The 26,063-nt window shown below is 71.9% G+C and carries 21 protein-coding genes and 1 rRNA gene; 4 read left to right on the top strand and 18 right to left on the bottom strand.

Annotated features, from left to right (window positions below; translation table 11 throughout):
- Positions 1-4 precede the first annotated feature (4 nt).
- The 6 genes from JL475_RS26835 to JL475_RS26810 form a co-directional block, all read right to left on the bottom strand.
- Positions 5-598: a hypothetical protein gene (locus JL475_RS26835; RefSeq protein ID WP_202280512.1), complete on the bottom strand. Its 594-nt coding sequence runs from the start codon at positions 596-598 to the stop codon at positions 5-7.
- Positions 583-1,710, bottom strand: coding sequence for a ParA family protein (locus JL475_RS26830; RefSeq protein ID WP_202280511.1), 1,128 nt, complete (start codon positions 1,708-1,710; stop codon positions 583-585). The genes JL475_RS26835 and JL475_RS26830 overlap by 16 nt, the downstream gene beginning before the upstream one ends.
- 433 nt (positions 1,711-2,143) lie before the next feature.
- Positions 2,144-3,268: an alanine dehydrogenase gene (gene ald, locus JL475_RS26825; RefSeq protein WP_202280510.1), complete on the bottom strand. Its 1,125-nt coding sequence runs from the start codon at positions 3,266-3,268 to the stop codon at positions 2,144-2,146.
- A gap of 133 nt (positions 3,269-3,401) precedes the next feature.
- Positions 3,402-5,486: a tetratricopeptide repeat protein gene (locus tag JL475_RS26820; RefSeq protein WP_202280509.1), complete on the bottom strand. Its 2,085-nt coding sequence runs from the start codon at positions 5,484-5,486 to the stop codon at positions 3,402-3,404.
- 162 nt (positions 5,487-5,648) lie between these two features.
- Positions 5,649-6,275 carry an NUDIX hydrolase gene (locus JL475_RS26815; protein ID WP_202280508.1) on the bottom strand — a complete coding sequence of 209 codons (627 nt, stop codon included), beginning with the start codon at positions 6,273-6,275 and terminating at the stop codon, positions 5,649-5,651.
- 109 nt (positions 6,276-6,384) lie between these two features.
- Positions 6,385-8,031, bottom strand: a complete 1,647-nt coding sequence (locus JL475_RS26810; RefSeq protein ID WP_202280507.1) for a CTP synthase — start codon at positions 8,029-8,031, stop codon at positions 6,385-6,387.
- Between the two features lie 554 nt (positions 8,032-8,585).
- Between JL475_RS26810 and JL475_RS26805 the strand changes: the two genes are divergently transcribed.
- Both JL475_RS26805 and JL475_RS26800 read left to right on the top strand, forming a co-directional pair.
- Positions 8,586-10,388, top strand: a complete 1,803-nt coding sequence (locus JL475_RS26805; protein ID WP_202280543.1) for a glycoside hydrolase family 15 protein — start codon at positions 8,586-8,588, stop codon at positions 10,386-10,388.
- Positions 10,389-10,438: 50 nt separating this feature from the next.
- Positions 10,439-12,097, top strand: coding sequence for a PucR family transcriptional regulator ligand-binding domain-containing protein (locus tag JL475_RS26800; RefSeq protein WP_202280506.1), 1,659 nt, complete (start codon positions 10,439-10,441; stop codon positions 12,095-12,097).
- A gap of 14 nt (positions 12,098-12,111) precedes the next feature.
- Here JL475_RS26800 and JL475_RS26795 read toward each other — a convergent pair whose 3' ends face one another.
- The 5 genes from JL475_RS26795 to JL475_RS26775 all read right to left on the bottom strand — a co-directional run bounded on the left by JL475_RS26795 (position 12,112) and on the right by JL475_RS26775 (position 17,761).
- The gene (locus JL475_RS26795; protein WP_202280505.1) at positions 12,112-13,248 is read right to left on the bottom strand and encodes a glycosyltransferase family 4 protein; all 1,137 of its coding nucleotides are present in this window, start codon (positions 13,246-13,248) and stop codon (positions 12,112-12,114) included.
- Between the two features lie 422 nt (positions 13,249-13,670).
- Entirely contained in the window at positions 13,671-15,389 is a 1,719-nt protein-coding gene (gene recN / locus JL475_RS26790) for a DNA repair protein RecN (protein ID WP_202280542.1), read from the bottom strand.
- A 215-nt stretch (positions 15,390-15,604) separates the two neighbouring features.
- Positions 15,605-16,510: an NAD kinase gene (locus tag JL475_RS26785; RefSeq protein ID WP_202280504.1), complete on the bottom strand. Its 906-nt coding sequence runs from the start codon at positions 16,508-16,510 to the stop codon at positions 15,605-15,607.
- Entirely contained in the window at positions 16,507-17,322 is an 816-nt protein-coding gene (locus JL475_RS26780) for a TlyA family RNA methyltransferase (protein ID WP_202280503.1), read from the bottom strand. The genes JL475_RS26785 and JL475_RS26780 overlap by 4 nt, the downstream gene beginning before the upstream one ends.
- A 7-nt stretch (positions 17,323-17,329) precedes the next feature.
- Positions 17,330-17,761: a hypothetical protein gene (locus JL475_RS26775; RefSeq protein ID WP_237408368.1), complete on the bottom strand. Its 432-nt coding sequence runs from the start codon at positions 17,759-17,761 to the stop codon at positions 17,330-17,332.
- 42 nt (positions 17,762-17,803) lie between these two features.
- On the opposite strand from JL475_RS26775, the gene JL475_RS26770 reads away from it, so the two are divergent.
- On the top strand, positions 17,804-18,151 hold the full coding sequence (locus JL475_RS26770) for an SCP2 sterol-binding domain-containing protein (RefSeq protein ID WP_202280502.1): 348 nt from the start codon (positions 17,804-17,806) through the stop codon (positions 18,149-18,151).
- On the opposite strand, the gene JL475_RS26765 is transcribed toward JL475_RS26770, so the two are convergent.
- The 4 genes from JL475_RS26765 to JL475_RS26750 all read right to left on the bottom strand — a co-directional run bounded on the left by JL475_RS26765 (position 18,135) and on the right by JL475_RS26750 (position 22,234).
- Positions 18,135-19,052 carry an ABC transporter ATP-binding protein gene (locus JL475_RS26765; RefSeq protein ID WP_202280501.1) on the bottom strand — a complete coding sequence of 306 codons (918 nt, stop codon included), beginning with the start codon at positions 19,050-19,052 and terminating at the stop codon, positions 18,135-18,137. The two genes, JL475_RS26770 and JL475_RS26765, sit on opposite strands and share 17 nt — an antisense overlap.
- Positions 19,049-20,086 (bottom strand): iron chelate uptake ABC transporter family permease subunit, encoded by a 1,038-nt coding sequence (locus tag JL475_RS26760; protein WP_202280500.1) that lies wholly within the window; start codon positions 20,084-20,086, stop codon positions 19,049-19,051. The genes JL475_RS26765 and JL475_RS26760 overlap by 4 nt, the downstream gene beginning before the upstream one ends.
- A complete protein-coding gene (locus JL475_RS26755; protein ID WP_202280499.1) occupies positions 20,083-21,129 on the bottom strand; it encodes an iron ABC transporter permease in 1,047 nt (348 codons plus the stop codon). Before JL475_RS26755 ends, JL475_RS26760 begins: the two co-directional genes overlap by 4 nt.
- Before the next feature lie 70 nt (positions 21,130-21,199).
- On the bottom strand, positions 21,200-22,234 hold the full coding sequence (locus JL475_RS26750; protein WP_202280498.1) for an HAD hydrolase-like protein: 1,035 nt from the start codon (positions 22,232-22,234) through the stop codon (positions 21,200-21,202).
- A gap of 71 nt (positions 22,235-22,305) precedes the next feature.
- On the opposite strand from JL475_RS26750, the gene JL475_RS26745 reads away from it, so the two are divergent.
- Positions 22,306-23,592, top strand: a complete 1,287-nt coding sequence (locus tag JL475_RS26745; RefSeq protein WP_202280497.1) for a DUF1015 family protein — start codon at positions 22,306-22,308, stop codon at positions 23,590-23,592.
- A 104-nt stretch (positions 23,593-23,696) separates the two neighbouring features.
- Here the strand turns inward: JL475_RS26745 and JL475_RS26740 are convergent, their stop codons facing one another.
- From JL475_RS26740 to rrf, 3 genes are all read right to left on the bottom strand, one after another.
- On the bottom strand, positions 23,697-24,455 hold the full coding sequence (locus JL475_RS26740) for a tetratricopeptide repeat protein (RefSeq protein ID WP_202280541.1): 759 nt from the start codon (positions 24,453-24,455) through the stop codon (positions 23,697-23,699).
- Positions 24,347-25,603 carry a hypothetical protein gene (locus JL475_RS41515; protein WP_202280546.1) on the bottom strand — a complete coding sequence of 419 codons (1,257 nt, stop codon included), beginning with the start codon at positions 25,601-25,603 and terminating at the stop codon, positions 24,347-24,349. Before JL475_RS41515 ends, JL475_RS26740 begins: the two co-directional genes overlap by 109 nt.
- 196 nt (positions 25,604-25,799) lie before the next feature.
- Positions 25,800-25,916: ribosomal RNA gene (gene rrf, locus JL475_RS26730) — 5S ribosomal RNA — on the bottom strand.
- Positions 25,917-26,063 lie beyond the last annotated feature (147 nt).

Below are 26,063 nucleotides of genomic sequence, written 5' to 3'. Positions count from 1 at the left end.
ACCGCTACCGTCCGCGCAGGCGCCGTACGAGGATGCTGGCGTCTCCGCGGGACTCCAGGTCGGCGAGGACCACGGCGACCGCCTCGCGGACGATCCGGCCCCGGTCGACGGCCAGTCCGTGCTCGCCCCGAAGCACCAGACGGGCGTGCTCGAGGTCCATGAGTTCTTCGGCGGACACGTACACCGTGATCTTCTCGTCGTGCCGCTCACGTCCACTGGGCCGTCGCGCCGTCGCTCTTGCGCGCTTGCGCGGGGCCGCTTCGGCGGCCGTACCCGCGGAACCGGCGGAACCCGTCGCCCCCTGCTGCGCCCCCCGCCGTCGCACGGGGCGCTCCGGCGCGGCGCGGCTGCGGGACTCGCCGGCTTCGGCCGGTTCGGCGTCCGTGGCGACGTGCTCGGCACCCTCGCCGTCGCCGCCCTGCGCGGGCACCGACTGCGGAGTGTCGTCCTGGGCCGCGGCCGCGCCGCCCTCCCCCGCGGGAGCGGGGACCCGGGCCTCGCCGCCCGCCTGGCGCCTCGGCGTGGACGCCTGGAGCGCCGTCCCCCCTGTCGTACGGAAGAGTTCGTCGGCCCCCGGCAGACTCACTCGGCGTGACACCGGGCGAGCACCTCCCTGGCAAGCTGGCGATAGGCGGCGGCACCGACGGAGTTGGACGCGTACGTGGTGATCGGCTCACCGGCGACGGTCGTCTCCGGGAAGCGGACCGTACGCCCGATGACCGTGTGGTAGACGTGGTCGTCGAACGCCTCGACGACGCGCGCGAGCACCTCGCGACTGTGCACCGTGCGCGAGTCGTACATCGTGGCGAGGATCCCGTCGAGCTCCAGCTCGGGGTTGAGCCGTTCCTGGACCTTCTCGATGGTCTCGGTGAGCAGCGCCACACCGCGCAGGGCGAAGAACTCGCACTCCAGCGGCACGATCACCTTGTGCGCCGCCGTCAGCGCGTTGACCGTGAGCAGGCCGAGCGAGGGTTGGCAGTCGATCACGATGTAGTCGTAGTCGTCCATGAGCGGCTTCAGCGCGCGCTGCAGCGTCGACTCGCGGGCGACCTCGGAGACGAGTTGGACCTCGGCCGCCGACAGGTCGATGTTGCTGGGCAGCAGGTCCATGTTGGGGACCGCCGTCTTCAGCAGCACCTCGTCGGCCGCCATGCCCCGCTCCATGAGCAGGTTGTAGACGGTGAGGTCGAGTTCCATCGGGTTGACGCCGAGTCCGACCGACAGCGCGCCCTGCGGGTCGAAGTCGACGAGCAGCACCCGACGGCCGTACTCGGCGAGCGCGGCACCCAGATTGATGGTCGACGTCGTCTTGCCGACGCCGCCCTTCTGGTTGCACATCGCAATGATCTTCGCGGGGCCGTGGTCGGTCAGCGGGCCCGGGATCGGGAAGTACGGCAGCGGGCGGCCGGTCGGGCCGACGCGCTCACGGCGCTGGCGGGCAGCGTCGGGCGCGAGGGTGGCCGCGTACTCGGGATCCGGCTCGTACTCGGCGTCGGGGTCGTAGAAATGCCCCTCGGGCAGTTCGTCGTAGTCGGCGAGTTGGTTGTGGGGCGCGCCACTTCCGTCGCCGGCCATGGCGTTCACGTGATGGCCATCCATGCTCGGGTGTGCAGTGAGAGTCGCCTGCTGACTCTGTTGGGCTGCGAAGGTGTGCACGGCGACGGAGCCGACAGCGGCGAACCCAGCGGGACCCCGGTCCCGTGCAGGCATTCCTGGTTGACCACCCCCGGGAGTAAATGTCGACTCATTCACAAGTCGTCTTACCTCCTTGGTGACCAGGAAACTTCTAGACAGGTCAGCGTGGCATCATGCCGACGATTGGCGACTCTATGGCGTGTCGGCGGTCCGCAGCAACACAATCCGCCGGACCCGGCCCGATGTGTCGACAATGAAACATCCCTCTGTCAAGGGCGTACGACCGTCGCACAGCAGGTTTCACCGGTGTGCGAATCGGTGGAAGCGTTACGTTCGAGGCGAGTTGTCCCGGATCCGTGAAGTGACCATACACACATCTCGCCGGACCTGGCGGGCAAGGCCGGGCCGAGTCGGCCGCGTTGATGAAGGAAGTTGACCTATTGCCTTTGCCGGTCGGTGACTTGGTCGACTTGACGCCCGGAGGTCACCTTCCCCTCCTCCTCCGGGTTCAGTCGAGCAGCGCAGCGACTTCCACGTGCTCCAGGCCGTGGGCTTCGGCGACCTCCTGGTACACGACCTTGCCGTCATGCGTGTTGAGGCCCTTGGCGAGCGCGGGGTCGTGGCGCAGCGCCTCCACCCAGCCGCGGTCGGCGAGTTCGACGACGTAGGGCAGCGTGGCGTTGGTGAGGGCGTAGGTGGAGGTGTTGGGCACCGCGCCGGGCATGTTGGCGACGCAGTAGAAGACCGATTCGTGCACCCTGAAGGTCGGCTCGGCGTGCGTGGTCGGGCGGGAGTCCTCGAAGCAGCCGCCCTGGTCGATCGCGATGTCGACAAGGACACTCCCGGCCTTCATCCGTGAGACGAGGTCGTTGGTGACCAGCTTCGGCGCCTTGGCGCCGGGGATCAGCACCGCGCCGATGACCAGGTCGGCCTCCAGGCAGGCCTTCTCCAGCTGGAAGGCGTTGGAGACGACGGTCTGGATCCTCGTACCGAAGACCCGGTCGGCTTCACGCAGTTTGTTGATGTCCTTGTCGAGCAGGGTCACGTGGAACCCCATGCCGACGGCGATCTGCGCGGCGCTCCAGCCGGAGACTCCTCCGCCGATGACGACGGCCCGGGCTGCCTGCACCCCGGGGACACCGCCGGGCAGCACGCCGCGGCCGCCGTTGGCCCGCATCAGGTGGTAGGCGCCGACCTGGGCGGACAGTCGCCCCGCGACCTCGGACATGGGCGCGAGCAGCGGCAACGCGCGGCCGGGCAGCTCGACGGTCTCGTAGGCGATCGCGGTGGCGCCGGACGCCAGCAGCGCGTCCGTGCACTCCCTGGAGGCGGCCAGGTGCAGGTAGGTGAAGAGCGTCTGGTCCTTGCGCAGCCGGTGGTACTCCGCGGCGACCGGCTCCTTGACCTTCAGCAGCAGGTCGGCGGCGGCCCAGACCTCGTCGGCGGTGTCCAGTATCTGCCCTCCCGCGGCGATGTACTCACCGTCCGGGATCGAGGAGCCGACGCCTGCGCCGCGCTCGATGACGACCTGGTGGCCGTGGCGCACCAGCTCGTGCACGCCGGCGGGGGTGATGGCCACCCGGAACTCGTTGTTCTTGACCTCGCGGGGGATGCCGACCTTCACATCGATCACGGTCCTCGGTTCGCAGGGTATGAGGTATCACTACCCATACCCGGGCACACGCGCGCGCACCGGGCGACCACCGAAGACAGCGCCGCAGCGCCACCTCAATCAAGGCTGTGCCGCTGTCCGGCCTTGCAAAGCATCAGCCTTCCGCAGGGACACCACGGATCTCGCAGGCGTCGCCTCCTTGTTGCGGGTCGATGCCGGACGCCTGGGACGCCTCGGCCTCCTCCTGCAGCATCCGCTCGGCCGTTTCCCGGTGCAGCGCGGCCGACGTGGGGTCGCCGAGGTGCTCGAAGGTGTCGGCGAGCCGCAGGTGCAGCGCCGCCTGCAGCCGGGTGTCCTCGGCCCGCCGGGCCCACTCCACCGCCTCCCGGCAGGTGCGCAGCGACTCCTCGGGCCGGCCCGCGTACTCCTGGACCCGGGCCAGTTCGCTCAGCGCCCGCGCCTGGGCGGCCACATCACCGCTCTTGCGGTACCCGGCGACCGCCGCCCGCCAGTTCCGCAGCGCCTCGCCGTAGCGGCCGCCGTAGGTGTGGGCGGCGGCGATCCGGCCGTAGAGGCGGGCGGCGTCCGCGCGCTCGTCCCGGGCGAGCCGCTCGGCCAGGGCCCGCCCGAACCAGTCGGCGGCCCGGTCGAAGTCCCCGAGCTCCAGCTGGGCGCCCCCCACGGACTCCATCGCGCGGCCGGTCGCGTACGGGTCGTTCGCCGCGCGTCCGGCGTCCAGCGCGGCCCGGTAGCGCGCCAGCGCGTCGGCCGTGCGGCCGGTCCGGGCGTCGAGGTCGCCGAGGTTCAGCAGGGCCGCGGCCTTCTCGCGGGGCAGTTCCCGGCGCTCGGCCACGTCGAGGACGAGGTGGTGGATGCCGTACAGGTCGCTCGCGGCGGCCTGGGTGCCGAAGTGGGCCACCATGGCACGCACCAGCTGCGACATCAGGCGGCGGGCCAGGGTGTCCAGCGTCCCGTCGGCGACCGCGAGCCGGGCCGAGGCCAGCAGGGCGGGCCTGCGGGCACGCAGCCAGTCGGCGGCGTGCCGGGGAGTGGCGAAGCGCAGGGAGCGCGGCATCCCGAGCAGTTTCTCGCGTGCCTGAGGGCTGTCCGTCTCGGTGATGGCCCTGCACGACTGGAGCAGCCGCACGGTCCGCTCCAGCATGCGGGCGCGGGCCAGCTGGAGCTCCCCCGGCCGTTCGTGGGTCTCGGCGAGACCGCGCAGCAGGGGGTGCAGGCAGCAGGGCACCTCGTACTGCGGCAGCGACGACCCCGCCGGGTGCAGCAGGCCCACGGAGACGAAGTCGTCCAGGGTGGTGCGTGCGCTGCTCACCGAGCAGCCGGCGAGCGCGGAGGCGGTGTGCGGGTCGACCAGACCGGCCGGGGCCAGGCTCAGCAGGCGCAGGGTCCGGGCGGCGGGCGCGGGCAGTTCGGCGTGCACGAGGTGGAGGACACGGCTGACCGCGGTGCCCGCGGTGCCGACGGTGCCGTTGTCGGGGTCGGCGTGCAGCTGCCTGGCGAGGTCGGCGACGGCGGCCTTGGGCCGGGCGGCGAGCCAGCCTCCGGCCAGTACCAGGGCGGCCGGCTGTCCCTGGCACTGTTCGGCCAGGCCCTCCGCGGCCCGGGGGTCGACGGTGATGCGGACCGAGCCGGTGGACCGGGACAGCAGTTCCACGGCGGACTTGGTGTCGAGGCCGCCGAGGGTGCACGGGCGGACGTCGGAGATGCCGGTCAGCGGCCCCTCCGAGACGGCGACCACCAGGCAGTCGGGGTTGTCCGGCAGCAGGGCGTCGACCTGCTCGGCGTCGGCCGCGTCGTCCAGCAGGAGCAGCACCCGGCGGCCGGCGAGGGCGGTCCGCAGCGCCTCGACGAGATCGTCCTCGGCGGCTCCGGCCGGGGCGGGCCCGTCGAGCGCTTCGAGCAGTTCGCGCGCGGAGCGCTCGACGGGCACCCGTGTGCCGTCGATCTCGCTCAGCCGGGCGCGCAGCACCCCGTCGGGGTACCGGTCGGCGACCTGGCGTACGAGTTCCTCGCCGAGAGCCGTACGGCCCGAGCCCGGCCGGCCGGCGATGAGCAGCACACGCGCACGGGGAGCCTTGCGGCCGGAGAGGGTGTCCAGTCCCGCGCGTTCGATGTCGGCGCGCAGTTCCTTCAACTCCCTGGTACGGCCCAGGAATCGGTCATCCGCCGTAACGCCCCGGGAGAGCCGTGCACCGTCCGTGTCCACCGCCTGATCCGTCACGGGCCACACTCCCGTCCCACCGCACGCGCAAGCCCGCCGGGACTCCGGACCGGGCGTTTTCCAGAGCCTAGTTCACGCTCTGCTACGTTCCGTGTGGAGCACGGCGAATGCGTCCCTCGATCGGATCAGCCGATGGTCACATCGCAAGGGGGCCGGGGCGGTTCAGACCTCGAACGGGCGCGCCGGCCACGGCGCCTCGGCGGGGCGCAGCGCGTCGAGCCCGTCCCCGCCCCGTGCGGCGACGAGCGAGAGGACGCCCACCACCAGGCAGTTGTTGTGCAGTTCACCGGCCAGCACCTTGCGGACCAGGTCCGCGGCGGGCACCCGGGCCAGTTCCATGTCGGCCTCTTCGTCCTCCACCTCGAAGCGGTCGCCCTCGGCCTCGGACAGTCCGCGGGCCAGGAAGATCCGTACGGCCTCGTCGCAGCCGCCGGGGGTGGTGTAGACGTCGGTCAGCACCCGCCAGTCCTCGGCCTTGACGTGCGCCTCCTCGTAGAGCTCCCGCTGGGCGGCGCGCAGCGGGTTCTCGCCGGGTACGTCGAGCAGACCGGCCGGGATCTCCCACAGCTTGTGGCGCACGGGGTGGCGGTACTGGCGCAGGACCAGGACGCGATCGGCGTCGTCGAGGGCGAGGACGGCCACGGAGCCCGGGTGGACCTGGTAGTCGCGATGGACCACGGTCCCGTCGGGCATGACCACGTCGTCGGTGCGGACCGAGGTCTTGTTGCCGACGAAGGGGGTCCGGGTCGCCCGGACCTCCCACTCCTCCGGGGTGTCCTTGATCGTCATGCCCGTCCTTCCCGACGTACAGGGGTCGTGCGATTGCGGTGGGTGAGAAAAGCGGCCGGGGTGCTCACCCTTTGAGGGTCCGCACCCCGGCAACCGTACAACCGGTGTGTTACTTCGAGATCTTCCGCTCGACGGCGGCCCTGACGAGACCCGCGAACAGGGGGTGCGGACGCGTCGGACGCGACCGCAGTTCCGGGTGTGCCTGGGTCGCGACCAGGTACGGGTGGACCTCGCGCGGGTATTCGACGTACTCGACGAGCTTGCCGTCCGGGGAGGTGCCGGAGAAGACGATCCCCGCCTTCTTCTCCAGCTCCGCGCGGTAGGCGTTGTTCACCTCGTAGCGGTGCCGGTGGCGCTCCTCGACGTACTCCTTGCCGTCGTACACCTCGCGCACGATCGAGCCCTCGGCCAGCTTCGCCGGGTACATGCCGAGCCGCATCGTGCCGCCCAGATCGCCCTCACCGGCGACGATGTCGAGCTGCTCGGCCATGGTGGAGATGACCGGGTGGGAGGTGGCCGGGTCGAACTCGGTGGAGTTGGCGTCGGAGACGTCCGCGAGGTTGCGGGCCGCCTCGATCACGATGCACTGCAAACCCAGGCAGAGACCGAGCAGCGGAATCCGGTTCTCGCGCGCGTAGCGGATCGCGCCGACCTTGCCGAGCACACCGCGGTCCCCGAAGCCGCCGGGGATGCAGATCGCGTCGACGTCACCGAGCTGCGCCTGGGCGCCGGCCGGGGTCTTGCAGTCGTCGGAGGTGACCCACTTGATCTTCACCCGGGCCTTGTTGGCGAAGCCGCCCGCGCGCAGCGCCTCGGTGACCGACAGGTAGGCGTCGGGCAGGTCGATGTACTTGCCGACCAGGGCCATGACGATCTCGTGGTCGGGGTTGTGGACCCGGTCGAGCAGGTCGTCCCAGGTCGTCCAGTCCACGTCCCGGAACGGCAGGTCCAGCTTGCGCACGACGTAGGCGTCCAGGCCCTCGGCGTGCACGACCTTCGGAATGTCGTAGATCGAACGGGCGTCGGGGCAGGCGACCACGGCGGCCTCGTCGACGTCGCACATCAGCGAGATCTTCCGCTTGATCGCGGTCGGCACCTCGCGGTCGCAGCGCAGCACGATCGCGTCCGGCTGGATACCGATGTTGCGCAGCGCGGCCACCGAGTGCTGGGTCGGCTTCGTCTTCAGCTCACCCGAGGGGCCGATGTACGGCAGGAGCGAGATGTGGACGACGAACACGTTGTCGCGGCCGACCTCGTGCCGCACCTGGCGGACGGTCTCCAGGAACGGCAGCGACTCGATGTCGCCGACCGTGCCGCCGACCTCGGTGATCACGACGTCGACCTCGTCCGTCGCCATCCGGCGGATGCGGTGCTTGATCTCGTTGGTGATGTGCGGGATGACCTGCACGGTGTCGCCCAGGTACTCGCCGCGCCGCTCCTTGGCGATCACCGTCGAGTAGACCTGGCCCGTGGTGACGTTGGCGGAGCCGTCCAGGTCGCGGTCGAGGAAACGCTCGTAGTGACCGATGTCCAGGTCGGTCTCGGCGCCGTCGTTGGTGACGAACACCTCACCGTGCTGGAAGGGGTTCATCGTGCCGGGGTCGACGTTGAGGTAGGGGTCGAGCTTCTGCATCACGACACGCAGACCGCGGGCCTTGAGCAGCATGCCGAGGCTGGAGGCGGTCAGGCCCTTGCCGAGAGAGGAAGCGACACCCCCGGTGACGAAGATGTGCTTGGTCGTCGTGGATTTTGGCATGGCCAAGAGGGGGCTCCCGTGGTCGCGGTCTGGGGGTGCGGGGCGGCTGCCTGCCGGAGGTCTCCGACGGCGCCGTCGCTGCGGTTCGGGGGTGCCCTGTTCGGATTTCCCCTCCGGGGAAGGGGCCCACCGGTCCACGGGCTACCAGCGTATCAGCGACGCGGGGCGATGCCGTTCGGGCACGCTCCGCGCACGCTCCGGCACGGGTCCGTCACCTCTCACAGGCCCATCACCCGCTGCTCACCCGTTCGGCGGTGGTGCGTTGCCCGGAGCGGCACACAGACCCTCTACGTGCGTCGTATCCTGCTCGGACACCCCACCGCCGAGCCCGGCCGGCCGGACGGCACCACCCCGCCCGTCACGCCGGAACAACGGAAGCTCGTCAGTTCGTTGACTAATAATCGACTAATCGACGCTTTGCATTCATGGCTGAGCGACTGCTTTGCTTCGTCTCTCAACGACGCATGACGTGATCCCCTCGATTCACTGTTCCCTTGACCGCACTAGCGACAGCCCCCTCGCGGGGTGACGTGGCCGTTCGACTGGAGTTGCACGTGGCCGGGCGCATCGAAGACTACGCACTCATCGGAGACATGCAGACCGCCGCCCTGGTCTGCCGGGACGGCACAGTCGACTGGCTGTGCCTGCCCCGCTTCGACTCGCACGCCATCTTCGCCGGCCTACTGGGCACCGAAGAGCACGGCTTCTGGCGGATCGGCCCGGCGCACGCCTCCGACGCCCCGCCGCCGGCCGCGACCCGGCGCGGCTACCGCGGCGACTCGCTGGTCCTGGAGTCGGAGTGGGACACCGGGCACGGCACGGTCCGGGTGATCGATTTCATGCCCCCGCGCGACGGCGCCCCGCAGCTCATCCGCATCGTGGAGGGCGTCTCGGGCCGGGTGCCGATGCGTTCGGCGCTCCGGATGCGCTTCTCCTACGGCCGGGTGGTGCCGTGGGTGCACCGGCACGAGGGGCGCACGGTCGCCGTCGCGGGCCCGGACTCGGTGTGGTTCGACACACCCGCCGAGACGTACGGGGAGTCGCTGACGACGTACTCGGACTTCACGGTGGCGCCGGGCGACCGGATCACCTTCACGCTCTCGTGGCAGCCCTCGCACAAGGAGCCGCCGTCGCTGCCGGAGCCGGAGCAGTCGCTGGAGGCGACCGAGGAGTTCTGGCGGGAGTGGGTGGAGCACTGTACGTACCACGGCCCCTACCGCGAGGCCGTGATCCGCTCCCTGATCACGCTGAAGGCTCTCACCTACGCCCCGACCGGCGGCATCGTCGCCGCGCCCACCACCTCCCTGCCCGAGGAGATCGGCGGCGTCCGCAACTGGGACTACCGCTACACCTGGCTGCGTGACGCGGCGATCACCCTGTCCTCGCTGCTGCGCACCGGCTACCGCGAGGAGGCCCGCGCCTGGCGCGAGTGGCTGCTGCGCGCGGTGGCCGGCGACCCGGAGAACCTGCAGATCATGTACGGCATCGCAGGTGAGCGGGAGCTCGGCGAGGCGGAGCTGGACTGGCTGCCCGGCTACGAGAACTCGACCCCGGTCCGGGTCGGCAACGGCGCGGCGCACCAGCTCCAGCTGGACGTGTACGGCGAGGTCACCGAGGCCCTGCACCTGGCCCACATGACGGGCCTGACACGCAACGACTACGCGTCCCTGCTCCAGGTGAAGCTGATCACCTACCTGGAGAAGCACTGGACGGAGCCGGACGAGGGCATCTGGGAGGTGCGCGGCCCTCGTCGCCACTTCGTGCACTCCAAGGTGATGGCCTGGGTCGCCGTCGACCGCACCATCAAGCTCATCGAGTCCGGCGACGCGGAGGGCCCGCTGGAGCGCTGGAGGCAACTGCGCGACGACATCCACCGGGACGTGTGCGAGAAGGGCTACGACAAGGAGCGCAACACGTTCACGCAGTCGTACGGCTCCAAGGAGCTGGACGCCTCCCTGCTGCTGATCCCGCAGATGGGCTTCCTGCCCCCGGACGACAAGCGGGTGATCGGCACCATCGAGGCGATCCAGCGCGAGCTGTCCACCCCGGACGGCTTCATCCTGCGCTACCCGACGGAGGGCGCCGACGAAGGCGTCGACGGGCTGCCGGGCGACGAGGGCGCGTTCCTCGCCTGCTCGTTCTGGATGGCCGACGACCTGGCGATGATCGGCCGCGTGGACGAGGCCCGCAGGCTGTTCGAGAGGCTGCTGGCCCTGCGCAACGACCTCGGCCTGCTCGCCGAGGAGTGGGACCCGGTCAACCAGCGCCAGGTCGGCAACTTCCCCCAGGCGTTCAGCCACGTCCCCCTCATCGACACGGCTCTGCGTCTGACCGCCTCGGGGGCGTACGGGGGCTGAGGAGCCGCCCGACGGCCCGTGCGCCCGTGCGCGCGGGTAGCGTCCGGTGCATGGGCGGCAGCGGCAGCGACAGGGGCAGTGACGGCGGACACGACACGCAGGGTGCCGGGATCACCGTGCGGCAGGCGCTGGAACTGCCCGCGCTGCGCAGCGGGCTGCCCGAGGTGGTGGCCGGAGCCGACGGCCTGGGGCGCACGGTGCGCTGGGTGCACGCGGGCGAGGTGCCCAACATCGCCTCGCTGCTCAAGGGCGGGGAGCTGCTGCTGACCACCGGATACGGTCTCGGCAGCCGCCCCGCCGAGCAGCGGGCGTTCGTGCGCACGCTGGCCGAGCGGGACATCGCGGCCCTCGTCGTGGAGCTCGGCACCCGCTTCACCCGGCTGCCCGCCGCTCTGGTCGACACGGCACGGACGGCGGGGCTGCCCCTGGTCCAGCTGCACCGCGAGGTGCCGTACGTGACGGTGACCGAGGAGATCCACACCGAGATCGTCAACGGTCACTACACGCTGCTGCGGCGTGCCGAGGAGGTGCACCGGCGCTGCACCGAGGCGCTGCTGGGCGGTGGGGGTGTCCCCCAGGTCCTGCGGATCCTGGCCGACGTCAGCGGCAACCCGGTGTTCCTGGAAACGACGGACGGGCGGCTGCTGTACGCCGCCGGGGAGGGCCCCGAGGGCGCCGACCCGCTTCAGGTGTGGGAGGGGCTGCGTGACCGGCACCAGGACGATCCGCCGGCCGGTTCGGCGCTCGTCGACGTGCCGGGCGGCGGGCCGGGCGGCGGCGGGGTACGGGCGCGTCTGGTGCTGCTGCCGGTGCGGACGCCGCCGGCCCCGGTGCACCGCATGGCGGCCGAGCGGGCGGCGGGCCTGCTCGCCGTGGTGCTGATGCAGGCCCGTCAGGAGGAGGAACTGGCGGCACGCGGACGCGGCGACTTCCTGGTCGACCTCTCCGAGGGCCGGGTCGCCCCGCAGGACGCGCCCGCGCAGGCGCGCCTGCTGGGTTTCAGACCGGGCACCGGCCCGCTGCTCCCGGTGGTGATGCGGCTCGATGACGTCCTGTCCCCGCAGGGCGGCGGCTGGGCGGTGCTGGCCCGAGCGGTCGCCGAGGAGCTGGCCTCGCTCGGGGTCCCCGTGCTGCTGGGTGTGCGGCCGGTGGAGGGGCGGGTACCGCTGCTGCTCGGGCTGCGCGCGCAGACGGAGCGGCCGGCGATCGCGGACCGGGTGGCGGCGGCGCTGCGCGCCGGGGCGGAGCGGGCGGGGATGACGCCGCCGGGGGCGCGGCCGCCCGTGGTGGTGGTCGGGGCGGCCGGCGACTGGGCGGCGGCGTCGGCGGGTCTGCGGCATGCGGCCCGGACCGCGAGCGCGGCGCAGGGGCTGCCGGACCGTCCCTGGTACGACGCCCGCCGCCTGGACATCGACCTGCTGATGTGGCGGCTGCGCGACCAGCCGGACCTGGCGGCCTTCGTGGACCGCGCGATCGGCCCGGTCCTGGACCACGACCGCCGCTCGCGGCCGCCGCTGCTGCCCACCCTGGAGACCTATCTGGCCCATGCGGGCCGCAAGGCGGAGACGGCCCGCGAACTGCACCTGAACCGCCAGACGCTGTACAACCGGCTGGCCAGGATCGGGGCGTTGCTGGGCAGCGACCTCGACGACCCGCACACGGTCCTGACCCTGAGCCTGGCCCTGCGGGCACGGCGGCACGTGTCCTGACGCGGCTTGTGACGTCAGATCAACGGACGATGCTGCGTCAACTCGTCGTAGACACTGAGCACCTGGGCCACCGCCTCGTCCTCCGTCGGCCACCCGGCCACCTGCCGGGCGCCCCTGGCCCTGAGTTCCTCCCGGTGCCCCGGGTCGCCCAGCAGCCGTACGACGGAGTCGGCGAGCGCACGCGCGTTGCCGTGGGGGACGAGTTCGGCGGCGTCGCCGACGAGTTCGGGCATGCCGCCGGCCCTGGTCGCGACGAGCGGCACGCGCGCGCGGAGGGCCTGCTGGGCGAGCGCGGAGCGCCCCTCCCACCGGCTCGGCAGCAGCGCGAGGTCCGCGGCCTCGAGCAGTCCGGTGACGTCGTCGCGTCGTCCGATGAGCCGGACCGGCAGTTCCTCGTCCGCGATCCGCCGCTGGAGTTCACCGCGCAGCGGGCCCTCCCCCGCGACGACGACCAGCGGCACAGGGTCGAGGCGGCGCCACCCGTGCGTGGCGTCCAGCAGGGTGTGGCAGCCACGGCGCCGTTCGAGGGGGCCGACCGCGACCAGTAAGGGGCGGCCGACGGCGCCGAGTTCGGCACGCAGTTTGGACCGCGCCCCGTCGGGGTCCTCCGGCTCCTCGGCCGTGCGGGGCGCGGGGAGGGCGACGGCCGCCAGCCGCGCGTCCCGCGCTCCGGTCCGGCGGGCCCGGTCGACCAGGGCGGATGTGGTTCCGAGCACCACGGTGGCCGCCTTGACCACCCTCCGCTCCAGCAGCCGCAGGAAGTGCGCACGGGCGCCGTCGGCGGGCGCCCGGTCGTGCCAGGTGACGATCAGCGGGGTGCGCCGGCCGCTGAGGGCGAGCACGGTCCGGAAGGAGGCGTGCAGTCCGTGCGCGTGCACCAGGTCGGCGTTCGCGCAGGCCGTCCGCAGGGCGGCCACCGAGCCGGGGTCGCTGCTGCGCGGGACGTGCACATGGCCGGCGCCGACGCCCGTGAAGTCGTGGGTGTGCTCCGCCTCGGCGGGGGCGCACACCGTGACCCGCACGCCCCGTGCGACGAGCCCCGCCGCCAGTGAGCGCACGTGGGCGCTGGTGGCGGCGTTGCCGCCGCCCAGCACCTGCACGGTGCTCAGCGGCGACTGGCCGTGCGGTGAGTGGCTGCTCACGGGGGTCACGTGACCGAGCTCCTGGTTCGGGTCGGATGGTCCCGAAGAACGTACAGAAGGACCGTGCGGAGGGGGTGTACCGCACGGTCTCCTACGCGTGCTCCGTCAAGCATGCCAGGGCACAAGGGGATCGCGGCAACGACGGGAGCGCCCGCCTGCACCGGACCGGACAGAAACTTCACCCACAAGAGTGAAGAAAATCCTCCCGTCGGCCGAGCCTCCGGGAGGTACGACGGTCAGGGCCTGCCCGGCGGATCCTGCCGCAGACGTGGGGTCCGGCACGCCCTCCTCCGCCTTGCAACTGGACGCCCCCCACTCTCGGCTTCGCTCGAGCGGGAGGGCCCCATGAGCGGGGGCACCCCCATCGCCCCCGCTCACCCGCGCCGACAAGGCACCGTCGATTTCCTGCGACCCGATCCGCCGGACAGGCCCTAGCCGTCCGCGCGAGCCGTGGCCAGGAGTTCCTCCGCGTGGGCACGGGCCGTTTCGGAGTTCTCCTGGCCGGCCAGCATCCGGGACAGCTCCCGGATCCGCTCCTCCCCTTCGAGCACCTTCACTCCGGACCGGGTGACCGACCCGTCGTCGGTCTTCGCCACCAGCAGCTGCCGGTCGGCGAACGCGGCCACCTGCGGCAGATGCGTGACGACCACGACCTGCGCGCTCTTCGCCAGTTTGGCGAGCCGCCGTCCGATCTCGACGGCCGCCTTGCCGCCGACACCGGCGTCGACCTCGTCGAACAGATACGTCGGCACCGGGTCCGTCCCGGCGAACACGACCTCCACGGCCAGCATCACGCGCGACAGCTCACCGCCGGACGCGCCCTTGGCGATGGGCCGGGGCGGTGCCCCGGGGTGCGGGGCCAGCAGCAGCTCGACCTCGTCCACACCCGAGGGCCCGTGGGCGACGGTGCGCCCGCCGACCTCGACGCCGTCCGGGTCCTCCGTCTGCCGGATCTCGAACGACACGCGCGCGTGCGGCATGGCGAGGGACGCCAGCTCCGCGGTGACGGCCGCCGCGAACCGCTCCGCGGCCTCGGCCCGTGCCTCCGACAGCGCCTGCGCCAGCCCACCCAGTTCGGCGCGCAGGCCGTCCCGCTCGGCGGTGAGTTCCTCGATCCGCTCGTCGTCCCCGTCCAGTTCCGTGAGCCGCGCGGCGCTCTGCTCGGCCCAGGCCAGCACGGCGGCGACGTCCTCGCCGTACTTGCGGGTCAGTCCGGTGAGCGCGGCCCGCCGCTCCTCGACGGCCGCCAGCCGCAGCGGATCGGCGTCCAGGTCCTCGGCGTACCCGGCGAGCTCCCCGGCCACGTCACGCAGCAGGATGCCGACCTCACCGATCCGGTCGGTGAGCGCGGCCAGCGCGGGATCGTGCGCCCGGACGGCCTCCAGGGCCCGCTGGGCGCCCGCGACGAGCGTTCCGGCGTCGACGCCCTCGGGGTCCTCCGGGTTACCGGCGAGGGCGGCGTGCGCGGCGTGCGCGGCGTGCGCCAGGGCCTCGGCGTGACCGAGCCGCTCGGCCTCCTCGGCCAGCTCCACGTCCTCACCGGCGCGGGGCTCCACAGCGGCGATCTCGTCGAGCCCGAAGCGCAGCATGTCGGCCTCCTGGGCTCGCTCACGCGCGCGCGTGGTGATCTGTTCGAGCTCCGCGGCGACGGCCCGCAGCCGCTTGTACGCCCCGGTGTACTTGGCGAGCGGACCGGCGACCGCGTCGCCCGCGTACCGGTCGAGCGCCTGCCGCTGCCGGGACTGCTTCAGCAGCCCCTGCTGGTCGGTCTGCCCGTGCACGGCCACCAGGTCGTCGGCCAGTTCGGCGAGCAGCCCCACGGGCACGCTCCGCCCGCCCAGGTGCGCCCGTGAGCGCCCCTCGGCGGAAACGGTACGGCTGATCAGCAGCGCTCCGTCGTCGAGCTCGGCCCCGGCCTCCTCGGCCCGTACGACGGCCGCGGCGTCCTCGGGCACGGCGATCCGTCCCTCGACGACCGCGTTCCTGGCGCCGATCCGCACCAGGGCCGCGTCCGCCCTTCCGCCCAGCAGCAGCCCGAGGCTGGTGACCACCATGGTCTTGCCCGCGCCCGTCTCACCGGTGACGGCGGTGAAGCCTGGTGATAGCTCGACCACGGCGTCGTCGATGACTCCGAGCGACCGTATCCGCATCTCCTCCAACACGTCCCAGACCTTACGAGGTTTTCCTCGCGCTGTGCGACGCCGCCCCCCGCCCGTCCGGGATCGTGGCAGGTCGTCACCCGTGCGTGGGAGCCCCTCCCCGGCGGGTCCGGCGGGTGCGGAGGCGGGCGGGAGGGAAGCGGGAGAGAAGAGGCACGGGAGTGGTGCCGAAGCGGTCCGGGCACGGCACCACCTCGCGACAGGCCCTAGTGCGGAGCCCCCCGCCACCCCGAGACCGGCAGGGCGAACTTCGCGACCAGCCGGTCCGTGAACGAGGCGTGATGCAGCCGGGCCAGTCGTACCGGTACCGCGCCGCGCCGCACCTCGACCCGCGCCCCGGGCGGCAGCTCCAGGGTCCGCCGCCCGTCGCACCAGAGCACACCCGGCGGAACGTGCGGCAGGACCTCCACGGCCAGCACCGAGTCCGGCGAGGTCACCAGCGGCTTGGCGAACAGCGCGTGCGCGCTGATCGGCACCATCAGCAGTGCCTCGACCTCCGGCCACACCACGGGCCCGCCCGCGGAGAACGCGTACGCGGTGGATCCGGTCGGGGTGGCGCACACGATCCCGTCGCAGCCGAATCCGGTCACCGGCCGCCCGTCGATCTCCAGCACGACCTCCAGCATCCGCTCGGCAGAGACCTTCTGCACGGCTGCCTCGTTCAGCGCCCAGTCCGTGTGCACGATGGTGCCGTTCCGGTGCACGACGACATCGACGGTCATCCGCTCCTCGACCTCGTACGCCTTGCTCACCACCCGGTCGACGACCTTGTCGAGGTCGTCCCGCTCGGCCTCGGCGAGGAACCCGACGCTGCCGAGGTTCACGCCGAGCATCGGCACCCCCGAGGCGCGGGCGAACTCCGCGCCGCGCAGCAGCGTGCCGTCACCGCCCAGCACGATCAGCAGTTCGCAGCCGTCGAGGCACTCGGGCGTGGCCTCCTTGACGGTCTCCACCTCGTCCGGCAGCGGCAGGTCCTGTGCCTCGGTCTCCAGCACCCGCACGCCGAGCCCGGAACGCAGCAGCCCCTTGACCACGAGTTCCGCGCTGCGGATGGCCGCGGGGCGGCCGGTGTGGGCGAGCAGGAAAACGGTACGAACTCGATTCGGTGTCAACGCGGCCCCTCCGCCACTGCACGGTCAACGTCGGCCGGGTCCAGTTCCGGAGCTCCGGCCCGCAGCCACAGAAAGTATTCGACATTCCCCGAGGGTCCGGGCAGCGGACTCGCCGTCACGCCCTTCGCCCCCAGTCCCAGCTCCCAGGCCTTGGCGGCCACCCCCCGCACGGCGTCGGCGCGCAGCTCCGGGCTGCGGACGACTCCCCCGCTGCCCAGCCGCTCCTTGCCCACCTCGAACTGCGGCTTGACCATCATCACCAGATCGGCGTCCGGCCGCGCGCACCGTGCCAGGGCGGGCAGGACCAGCCCGAGCGGGATGAAGGAAAGATCCCCCACGACAAGATCCACAGGCTCCCCATCGATTGCCTCAAGCGTCAACTCCCGTACGTTCGTACGGTCCTTGACGGTGACGCGTTCATCGTTTCGGAGAGACCACGCGAGTTGTCCGTATCCGACGTCCACGGCGACCACGTGCGCGACCCCGGCCCGCAGCAGGACGTCGGTGAAGCCCCCGGTCGAGGCGCCGGCGTCCAGCGCCCGCCGCCCCTCGACGACCAGCCCTCGGGGCACGAAGGCCTCGAGGGCGCCGGCGAGCTTGTGGCCGCCGCGCGACACGTAGTCCGGGTCGCCGGCGTCCTCGGCGACGAGGATCGCGGCGGCGGTCTCCACCTGCGTGGCGGGCTTGGTCGCGACGGTCTTGCCGACACTGACCCGCCCGGCGGCGATCAGCTGGCCGGCGTGTTCACGCGAGCGCGCGAGCTTCCGGCGGACCAGCTCCGCGTCGAGACGGCGGCGTGCGACTCCTGCCACGTTCGGTTCAGCTCCCCTGTCGGTGCGGCAAATGGGATTCGTGGCCCGAAGGACCCCACTGAGGGGTGGTGGTCGGGCGACGGGTGGGCTCGTGGCCGGAAGGGCCTCGTTGAGGGGTGGCGGTCGGATGACGGGCCGGAGCCGGAGGCCCCGGGCGGGCGTCGAGCGCGGTGAGCGCGTCGCGCAGCCCCCGGTGCACATCTTCGTACACCTCGACATGACCGTCCGTGGTGAGGTGGTCGGCGTCGGCCAGCCGCCCCAGCCGCGCGTCCACCTCGGCGTTGCCGGTGGGCGTACGGGGCACGTTCAGGGGTGCGGGGGCCGCGGGGGCGTACTCGGGCGCGGTACGGGAAGTGGTGTCCTCGACCGGTGGTACGGCGTGCTCCACCCGCGGGGGCGGCTGCTGCGCGCTCCCCGGCTGGGGTACTGCGTCGTTCATGCCCCGACGCTACCGCGAACCACTGGGGTACCGTCGTCCGCGATGGCCACGATCGAGGAGTGCCGCGCCGCACTCACCAGACTTTCGGACAGCATGCGGCACGCCGAGGGCGACGTCCGCACGGCTGCGGCGATGGACCGCTCCGTCAGCTGTCACATCACCGACCTGGACGTGACCTTCGTCGGCCGCCTCACCGGCGGGCGGATCGAGGTGCACGACACCCTCGAGGGCCCTCCGCGCGAGAAGGCCCAGCTCAGGCTCGCCATGAAGGGGGAGGACCTGCTGGCCCTGGTCGACGGCGAACTGCACTTCGCCCGGGCCTGGGCCTCGGGCCGGGTGAGACTGGAGGCGGGTCTGCGCGACCTGTTCCACCTCAGGAAGCTTCTCTAGCGCCCACCTTCTCCTGCCGGTCCGCGGCCCGCCCGGTTCCGGCCGCGACGCGCGCATTGCGGGCCGCCGGCACGATCAGCGGCGTGCCCGTCTCGGGATCGTCGATGACCTGGCAGCTCAGCCCGAAGACCTGCTCGACCAGTCCGGCGGTGACGATCTCCTTCGGCGCGCCCTGCGCGATGACCTTCCCTCCGCGCAGGGCGATGAGGTGGGTGGCGTACCGGGCGGCGTGGTTGAGGTCGTGCAGAACGGCGACCAGGGTGCGCCCCTGCTCCTCGTGCAGTTCCGCGCACAGGTCGAGTACGTCGATCTGGTGCTGGATGTCCAGGTAGGTCGTCGGCTCGTCGAGGAGCAGCAGCGGGGTCTCCTGGGCGAGGGCCATGGCGATCCACACGCGCTGGCGCTGCCCGCCGGAGAGTTCGTCGACATGGCGCTCGCCGAGGTCCGCGATGCCGGTCCGGGCCATCGCCTCCTGGACGACCCGCTCGTCCTCGGCCGACCACTGGCGCAGGAGGCCCTGGTGCGGATACCGGCCCCGGCCCACCAGGTCGGCGACGGTGATCCCGTCGGGCGCGACCGACGACTGGGGCAGCAGGCCGAGGGTGCGGGCGACCTTCTTCGCGGGCATCGACTGGATGACCTGGCCGTCCAGCAGCACCCGCCCCTGACTGGGCTTCAGCATGCGCGACAGCGCCCGCAGGAGCGTCGATTTGCCGCAGGCGTTCGGGCCGACGATCACGGTGAAGGAGTTGTCCGGTATCTCCACCGACAAATGCTCGGCGATGACACGCTGGTCGTAGGCGAGGGTGACGTCCTCGGCGGACAGTCGGTTCACGGTGCTCCTTCGGTTGTTCCGTCCGCCGCCGGCGGTGGTGGGGTTCCTGGCGCTCCCGGCACTCATATCCGGCCCGCCTTGCGCTCGGTGACCAGCAGCCACAACAGGTAGACGCCACCGAGTACCCCGGTGACCACTCCCACGGGCAACTGCTCGGCACCGAAGGCCCGCTGCGAGATCCAGTCGGCGCTCACCAGCAGGGCGGCGCCCATGCACATCGACGCCACCAGGTTGGGGCCGGGCGAACGGGTCAGGCGCCGGGCGAGCTGCGGCGCGGTGAGCGCGACGAAGCCGACCGGTCCGGAGGCGGCGGTCGCGGACGCGGTGAGCAGCACGGCGGACAGCATCAGCAGCAGTCGTACGCGCTCCACCCGGACCCCGAGGGCGTACGAGACGTCGTCGCCCATCTCCATCATCCTGAGCCCGCGGGAGTTGGCGAGGACCAGCGGTACGAGGACGGCGCACAGCGCGAGCAGGGGCCAGACCTGGTCCCAGTCACGGCCGTCGAGGGAGCCGGTCATCCACACCACCGCACGGGCCGCGTCGACGATGTCGGACTTGGTGAGCAGATAGCCGTTGACCGCGGTGACGATCGCGGAGACACCGATACCGACCAGGACCAGCCGGTACCCGTGCACGCCCCTCTTCCAGGCGAGCACATAGATGGCGAACCCGGTCACCAGCCCACCGATCAGCGCACCGACGGCGACCTGGTTGGCGGTCCCGGAGAACAGCACGATCATCACGAGCGCGCCGGCCGTGGCGCCCTGGCCGAGGCCGAGGACGTCCGGACTGCCCAGGGGGTTACGGGAGATGGACTGGAACAGCGCGCCGCCGAGCCCGAGCGAGACGCCGACCAGCAGCCCGACCAGCACCCGGGGCAGCCGCAGTTCGGTGACGATGAACTCCTGGCCCGGGTCGCCCTCGCCCAGCAGGGTCCGGATCACGTCGGCGGCCGGTATCGGGAAGTCGCCGGTGCCGATCAGCACCACGCTCGCGGTGAGCGCCACGAGCAGGAGCAGGACGGCGACGACGAGGGCCCGCACGTCCACCCGGAACGAGAAGCCGCCCGGCGTCCGCACGGCACGGTTGGTCTTCACAGCTGGGCCGTCCTCCGCCGTCGTACGAGAAAGATGAAGACCGGGCCGCCGATGATCGCGGTGACGATGCCGACCTGGAGTTCCGCGGGCCGGGCCAGCACACGGCCGAGGACGTCGGCGCCGAGCAGCAGCACCGGCGACAGGACCGCCGTGTACGGCAGGATCCAGCGCAGGTCGGGTCCGGTGAACGAGCGCACGACGTGCGGCACCATCAGACCCACGAAGACGATCGGCCCGCAGGCGGCAGTCGCGGCCCCGCACAGCACGGTCGCGGCGAGCATGGCCAGCGCCCGCGTGCGATTCAGGTCGGCGCCGAGGGCCCTGGCGGTGTCGTCGCCCATGGCCATGGCGTTCAGCGGCCGGGCGAGCAGCAGCGCCAGCACGAACCCGACCAGCAGGAACGGCAGCACCTGCCGGATGACCGAGCCGCTCGCCGAGGACAGCGACCCGACCGTCCAGAAGCGCATCCTCCCCAGGGCCGCCTGGTCCAGGATCATCACCGCCTGGAGGTAGCCGAACAGCGCCGCGGTGATCGCGGTGCCGGCCAGCACCAGGCGCACCGGGGTCGCGCCCCGGCTGCCGCCGAGGAACCACACCAGGGCCCCGACCGCGGCCGCCCCGCAGAACGCGAACCACACATAGCCCGACAGCGAGGTGACGCCGAAGAAGGTGATGGCCGTGACGACCGCCGCCGACGCGCCCGCGTTGATGCCGAGCAGTCCCGGATCGGCGAGCGGATTACGGGTGAGCGCCTGCAGCACCGCCCCCGCCAGGCCGAGCGCGGCGCCGGCCAGCGCGCCGAGCAGGGTCCGTGACAGCCGGTCGGCGACGACGACATCACCGTAGGTGCCCGATTCCTCGAACAAGCCGTGCCAGACCTGGTCCAGGGACAGGTCCTTCGCCCCGATCGCGATGCTCGCCAGGGCGATGACCACCAGGATCGCGGCGGAGAGGAACAGCCCGAGGACACGTGGCGTCGCCCGGCGGTTCGGGGGCGCGGGGGCAATGTCCGCGCGCGGTTCGGGAGGACTGTCGACCAACACGCAGTTAGGTTAGCCTACCCTCCCAAGCGATCACGATCCTGAGGTGCTGAGGCTCTGAATCGAGGGTGCCTCACAAACCCAGCCGGGCCAGCGCCTTCGCCCCGTCCAACGCGCACACGCCGTCGCCCGCCGCTGTCCACGCCGCCGCGCACAACGCCCGCAGCCCGTCCAGAGCGGCACCGTCCCCGTCCAACGCCAGGGCCCCGCCGTCCGCTGCCGCCGTCCAGCCACCGCACCGGAATCCGCCGTCGCCGTCCGCCGCGGTCACTTCCGGCTGCCCGGTGAGCATCCCGCGCAGGTCGGCGTCGACGTAGGTCGGCCGGTGCTGCGGCGGCGCGGCCAGCAGCTGCGCCCCGTCGGTCACCCCGGTCAGCACCAGCAGCGAATCCACCCCTCCGTTGAACGCGCCCTCGATGTCCGTGTCCAGCCGGTCCCCCACCACCAGGGGCCGTTCGGCGCCCGTGCGCAGAATCGTCTCCCGGTGCATCGGCGGCAGCGGCTTGCCCGCCACCTGCGGCTCGGCGCCCGTGGCGATCCGTACGACCTCGACCGCCGCGCCGTTGCCCGGGGCGATGCCCCGCCCGCTGGGGATCGTCAGATCCGTGTTGGACGCGAACCACGGCACCCCGCGCGCGATCGCGTAACTCGCCTCCCCGAACCGGCCCCACGGGAAGTCGGGCCCGCCGTACCCCTGTGCCACCGCGACCGGATCGTCGTCCGCCGACTCCACGGGCACCAGGCCGCGCTCACCCAGCGCTACCCGCAGGCCCTCGCCGCCGATCACCAGCACCCTGGCCCCCTGCGGCACCTGCTCGCTGATCAGCCGCGCGACCGCCTGCGCCGATGTGATCACGTCTTCGGCGTCGGTCGGTATCCCCAGCTCCGTCAGATGCGCGGCCACCGTGTCCGGGGTGCGCAGGGCGTTGTTCGTCACGTACGCCAGGTGCATGCCTCCCGCGCGCGCCGTGGCCAGCGAGTCGACCGCATGGACGATCGCCTCCCCGCCCGCGTACACCACACCGTCGAGGTCGAGCAGCGCCGTGTCGTACGCCTCGCTCAGGGCCTGCCCACTGTCCCCGGGCCTCGTCCTGACGCTCCGGCTCATTCCGCATCGCTCCTCGCTCGACTGCTTTCCCCCGATCATCCCTCATGCCACCGGCCCCGTACGATGCCCTGATGAAGACTGCAGGTCCCTCGGAAGCAAAGGCGCGCCGAGGCCTGGAACTCACCCCGTTCCAAGGCCTTCGCTACGATCCCGACCGGGTCGGCAGCCTGGCCGCCGTGACATCCCCGCCGTACGACGTCGTCGTCCGCCCCGACGGTCTGCATCACCTGCAGTCCGCCGACCCCTACAACATCGTCCGGCTGATCCTGCCCGAGGCCGACACCCCCGGGGCCCGCAACGCCCAGGCCGCCGACACCCTGAGCCGTTGGCGCGCCGAGGGCGTCCTGACCGCGGACCCCGACCCCTGCCTGTATGTCTACGAACAACGCAACGGCGACGGCCTGCTGCAACGCGGGATCATCGGCGCCCTGCGCGTCTCGGACCCCGACGAACGGCTGGTCCTGCCGCACGAGGACGTCATGCCGCACGTCGTCGCCGACCGCGCGGCCCTGATGCTGGCCACGTCCGCGAACCTCGAGCCCCTGTTGCTGAGCTATCCCGGCGACGGTTCGACCGATGCCACCGCCGACCTGATCGAGCGCACGGCCAACACCCCTCCCCTCCTCGCGACCACCACGGAGGACGGCTTCTGTCACCGGCTGTGGTCCCTCACCGACCCCGCCGACCTGGCCACGGTCCGGACCGACCTGGCCGGCCAGCAGGCCCTCATCGCCGACGGCCACCACCGCTGGGCGACCTACCGCCGGCTCCGCGCGGAGCACCCCTCCCCCAGCCCCTGGGACGACGGCCTGGTGCTCCTGGTCGACACGGCCCGGTACCCGCTGCGTGTCCGCGCGATCCATCGCCTGCTGCACGGCCTGCCCGTCGCGGACGCGCTGGCCGCCCTCCACGGCCTGTTCCGGGTCCGCCGCGTGGACGCCCCGTTGCCGGACGCCATGGAGGTACTGGCCGAGGCGGCCGGCACGGGCAACGCCTTCCTGCTGGCCGGTGACGGCACCTTCCACCTCGTCGACCGTCCGGACCCCGATCTGCTGGCCCGCACCGTCCCCGGCGACCGCCCGGCGGCCTGGCGCACTCTGGACGCCACGGTCCTGCACTCCACGCTCCTGAAGCAGGTGTGGCGCGTCCCCGAGGACTCCCCGGCTCATATCGCCTACATCCACGACACGGCCGCGACCGTCGAGAAGGCGGAACGCGACGGCGGTACGGCGGTACTGCTACACCCGGTCCGTGAGGAGGTCGTCCGCGACCTCGCCCGCCAGGGCGTGACGATGCCCCGCAAGTCGACGTCCTTCGGGCCCAAGCCGGCGTCGGGGCTGGTGCTGCGCGCGTTCTGACGGGTGGCTCAGGAAACGGAAAGCAAAAAAAGGGAAGGGGTGGGATCCCCGGTCGGGTGAACCGGAAATCCCACCCCTTCGTCCTGCGCCACAGGCGCGAGCCGTCAATCCTTGTCGGCGTCGCTCTCGTCCTTGCCCTCCGAGGCGTCGGATTCGGTGTCGGCGTCGGTGTCGTCACTCTCGTCGTCGAGCGCGTCCATGAACTCCACGCCGTCCAGTTCGGCCAGCCGGTCCGAAGCATCCGTGCTGCCGTCCCGGTCGGCCTCCACGGCCTTCGCGAACCACTCCCGTGCCTCACCGGCCCGTCCGGCGGCGAGAAGCGCATCGGCGTACGCGTACCTCAGCCGCGCGGTCCACGGCTGCACGGAGTGGGACGCGAGCTCGGAACTCTGCAGCGTCACGATGGCGGCGTCCAGCTGCCCCATGTCACGCCGGGCGCCGGCCGCGACGAGCCGCATCTCGACCTGCCCTGCCTTGTCGAGCTTCTGCACTTCGGGAGCACCGGCCATGTCCAGTGCCTTCTCCGGCCGGCCGATGCCACGCTCGCAGTCGGCCATGAGAGGCCACAGCTCCGCGGTCCCGGTCATCCGCCGTGCCGCCCGGAACTCGGCAAGCGCCTCGGAGTACTTCTGGTTGGCGTAGGCGGCGAAGCCGGCGGCTTCCCGTACGGCGGCGACACGCGACGCCAGCCGGAGAGCCACCCTGGAGTAGCCGTAGGCGCCCTCGGGGTCCTCGTCGATCAGCCGGGCGACCATCACCAGGTTCTTGGCGACATCGTCCGCAAGGGTCTTGGGCAGGCTCTGCAGTTCCTGCCGTACGTCCTTGTCGATCTCCTCACCCGTGACGTCCTCGGGGATCGGCAGCCGCTTGATGGGCTCGCGGTCCCGGTCGCGCTCCTCACGGAACCGGCCGCCTCCGTGCCGGTCGTCACGCCCGCGGAACCCGCCCCGGTCACCACGACTGTCGTCGCGACGGAACCCGCCCCGGTCACCTCCACGGCTGTCGTCACGTCCTCGGTAGCCGCCCCGCTCGCCGCGATCGTCCCGCTGCCGGTCGTCACGCCGGTCGTCCCGGCGTCCGTAACCCCGGTCGTCGTCGCGACGGAAGCCGGAACGCTCCCGGTCACCACCACGGCGATCATCCCGGCGGTCGTCCCGACCACGGTAACCACCGCGCTCGCCACCCCGGCTGTCATCACGCCGACCGTAACCCCGGTCAGCACCACGGTTGTCGTCGCGACCCCGGTAACCGCCCCGCTCGCCACCACGGCTGTCATCGCGGTCTCGGTAGCCGCCCCGCTCGCCGCGATCGTCCCGCTGCCGGTCGTCACGCCGGTCGTCCCGGCGTCCGTAACCCCGGTCGTCGTCGCGACGGAAGCCGGAACGCTCCCGGTCACCACCACGGCGATCATCCCGGCGGTCGTCCCGACCACGGTAACCACCGCGCTCGCCACCCCGGTTCTCGTCACGGCCCCGGTAACCACCGCGCTCGCCACCACGACTGTCATCGCGACGGAACCCGCCCCGATCACCACGCTCGTCGTCGCGACGGAAACCACCACGGTCGCGGTCGTCACGGTCGTCACGACGGAAGCCGCCACGGTCGTCACGCCCGCGGAACCCGCCCCGGTCACCACGGCTGTCGTCGCGACGGAACCCGCCCCGGTCACCTCCACGGCTGTCGTCACGTCCTCGGTAGCCGCCCCGCTCGCCGCGATCGTCCCGCTGCCGGTCGTCACGCCGGTCGTCCCGGCGTCCGTAACCCCGGTCGTCGTCGCGACGGAAGCCGGAACGCTCCCGGTCACCACCACGGCGATCATCCCGGCGGTCGTCCCGACCACGGTAACCACCGCGCTCGCCACCCCGGCTGTCATCACGGCCCCGGAAACCACCACGCTCCGGCCGGCTGCCACCACGGTCGTCCCGACGGAACCCACGGTCGCGGTCTCCGTCCCTGCGGTCCCCGCGGTCATGGTCACTGGATCGACGCGGGCCTCCTCGCTGACCGCCACGGTCCGAACGGTCACCACTGTCCCGTCGCCGCTGGTCGCGCTCCGGTCGATCGTCGGGAGAGTTGGTGGACATGGGTGACTCCTGTCTTCGGTACCGCAAGTATTCTCGCGCAGCCGGACCTCCGGCGCGCTCCAGAAATGAAAAAGGACCCTTGGCCCCAGCTGAACGCTGGGACCAAGGGTCCTTCCAAAGATTGTTCGGCGGCGTCCTACTCTCCCACAGGGTCCCCCCTGCAGTACCATCGGCGCTGTAAGGCTTAGCTTCCGGGTTCGGAATGTAACCGGGCGTTTCCCCCACGCTATGACCACCGAAACCCTAATGGTTTCGAGCGAACAAGCACACTCTTCTATTGTGTTCCGCTCAAAGCCGACAACGGTCGTTGTCTCAGAACCAACACAGTGGACGCGAGCAACTGAGGACAAGCCCTCGGCCTATTAGTACCGGTCAACTCCACACCTT

Origin of the sequence: Streptomyces sp. M2CJ-2 (genome assembly GCF_016757295.1) — a bacterium.
In the GTDB taxonomy this organism is placed as follows: Bacteria; Actinomycetota; Actinomycetes; order Streptomycetales; family Streptomycetaceae; genus Streptomyces.
Note: the sequence above shows the minus strand (reverse complement) of the source record. Positions and strands in the feature narration are given on the sequence as shown.

Bases quoted from the DNA above. Each gene is read 5' to 3' on its own strand.
- JL475_RS26830 (WP_202280511.1), bottom strand. From the start codon at position 1,710: ATGCCTGCACGGGACCGGGGTCCCGCTGGGTTCGCCGCTGTCGGCTCC.
- JL475_RS26815 (WP_202280508.1), bottom strand. From the start codon at position 6,275: ATGACGATCAAGGACACCCCGGAGGAGTGGGAGGTCCGGGCGACCCGG.
- JL475_RS26810 (WP_202280507.1), bottom strand. From the start codon at position 8,031: ATGCCAAAATCCACGACGACCAAGCACATCTTCGTCACCGGGGGTGTC.
- JL475_RS26800 (WP_202280506.1), top strand. From the start codon at position 10,439: ATGGGCGGCAGCGGCAGCGACAGGGGCAGTGACGGCGGACACGACACG.
- recN (WP_202280542.1), bottom strand. From the start codon at position 15,389: ATGCGGATACGGTCGCTCGGAGTCATCGACGACGCCGTGGTCGAGCTA.
- JL475_RS26775 (WP_237408368.1), bottom strand. From the start codon at position 17,761: ATGAACGACGCAGTACCCCAGCCGGGGAGCGCGCAGCAGCCGCCCCCG.
- JL475_RS26770 (WP_202280502.1), top strand. From the start codon at position 17,804: ATGGCCACGATCGAGGAGTGCCGCGCCGCACTCACCAGACTTTCGGAC.
- JL475_RS26765 (WP_202280501.1), bottom strand. From the start codon at position 19,052: ATGAGTGCCGGGAGCGCCAGGAACCCCACCACCGCCGGCGGCGGACGG.
- JL475_RS26750 (WP_202280498.1), bottom strand. From the start codon at position 22,234: ATGAGCCGGAGCGTCAGGACGAGGCCCGGGGACAGTGGGCAGGCCCTG.
- JL475_RS26745 (WP_202280497.1), top strand. From the start codon at position 22,306: ATGAAGACTGCAGGTCCCTCGGAAGCAAAGGCGCGCCGAGGCCTGGAA.